Genomic DNA, 1,259 nt, shown 5'->3' with positions numbered 1-1,259 from the left:
CTTCCATCATCGGAAGGCCTCGACCTCGTCCCCGCGACCGCCACGCCGCTGGCTCGTCAACCGACGACTACACCCCCATCCGCGAAGAGCCCCATTGTTGGGAACGTCGATGGTTAGCGCTTCAGACGATGTTGACGTCACGATTTCGTGGGAGTCACAAGAGATCTTGGATAGCAGCGGGGATAGCGTTGATATCGTCTGGGTGCAGGAAGATTCGGCGCAGGAGATGGGAGTTGGAGAGCTTCCCGGAGGCGAGCGTGTCGAGGTTACTAAACAGTCAGCACTTCCAGTTCCTGAGGAATTGTTAAATCCGCCCGAGGGTGAGGTCGGTTTGCAATCTAAGGCCGAACCGGAAAGGGACTTTGGCGATGTTGAGGCCGGGGAAGTCCGTCTGGACGAGCCCACGATAGAGGTAGGTGAGGCCGAGGCGGTTTTGGCAGATCCGGCAGAATTTGATGTCCAGTCGATTAGTGCCGTCACAGATAGCACTTTTAGCTATGCGTGGGATGGCGTGGGCGACGTGTATGAAGTCTCGCGCGATGGTGAACTGATCGCCGAAACTGAGACGCCGGAGTTCACCGACGCACTACTTACGGCAGGCCAAGAGTACTTGTACGAGATCACTTCGTATGATGACAGTGGCGATGTCGTCGCCTCTCGGTCGATACCGACGCGTGCGCTAGGGGGTCCGCAGGAACTTTCAACCATGACGTACCAACCGCATGTGTCGCAAGGAATCTATCGAACGTTTATTCCCGATAAGTTTGTGAGTATGGATTTCGCGACGACGTGGGGGTGTGGTCAAGCGTTCAAAAAGGACCGCATGTTCGGAGGAGATAATCGCAGTTATACAATGCCGACGAGAAGTGCCCCATACGACGGTGTCTCCTCGAAGACGTCTGTTGCATTGAATATCAACTGGGAGAATTCGGCGCCATATAAAATTCAATGGGTAAAGGAAGTTGGCACTACCCGGCTTTATGAAAACTACAAATTGATTGATTCCGCGACCGCAAGTTCTGATGGAATCAAGATTATCGATGTCTCAACCACTAGCGCCTACGCCCAGGCGCGAATTGACCACAAGGTCGCGAATCCTTACTGCATCGCGGGGGCGATCACGTACAACGTCATGTTCCGCTGGTACCGTAACGGCACCTTTGAAGGCTCATCGTATTTGAGCGTGTAGCAGTGGCCTGAATCCGCCAGTCTCGAGCAAACTCCTGGCGATGTAGTTGGTCAGGTTCCGGAAGCCCAGC

The 1,259-nt window shown here is 54.4% G+C and carries 1 protein-coding gene; it reads left to right on the top strand.

The window, feature by feature from the left end:
• Window positions 1-1,189, top strand: a 1,189-nt coding sequence (locus G510_RS18435; protein ID WP_211219206.1) for a hypothetical protein, incomplete at its 5' end; no start/stop codon positions are given.
• Window positions 1,190-1,259 lie beyond the last annotated feature (70 nt).

The organism is Microbacterium gubbeenense DSM 15944, from assembly GCF_000422745.1.
Taxonomy (GTDB): Bacteria; Actinomycetota; Actinomycetes; order Actinomycetales; family Microbacteriaceae; genus Microbacterium; species Microbacterium gubbeenense.
Note: the sequence above shows the minus strand (reverse complement) of the source record. Positions and strands in the feature narration are given on the sequence as shown.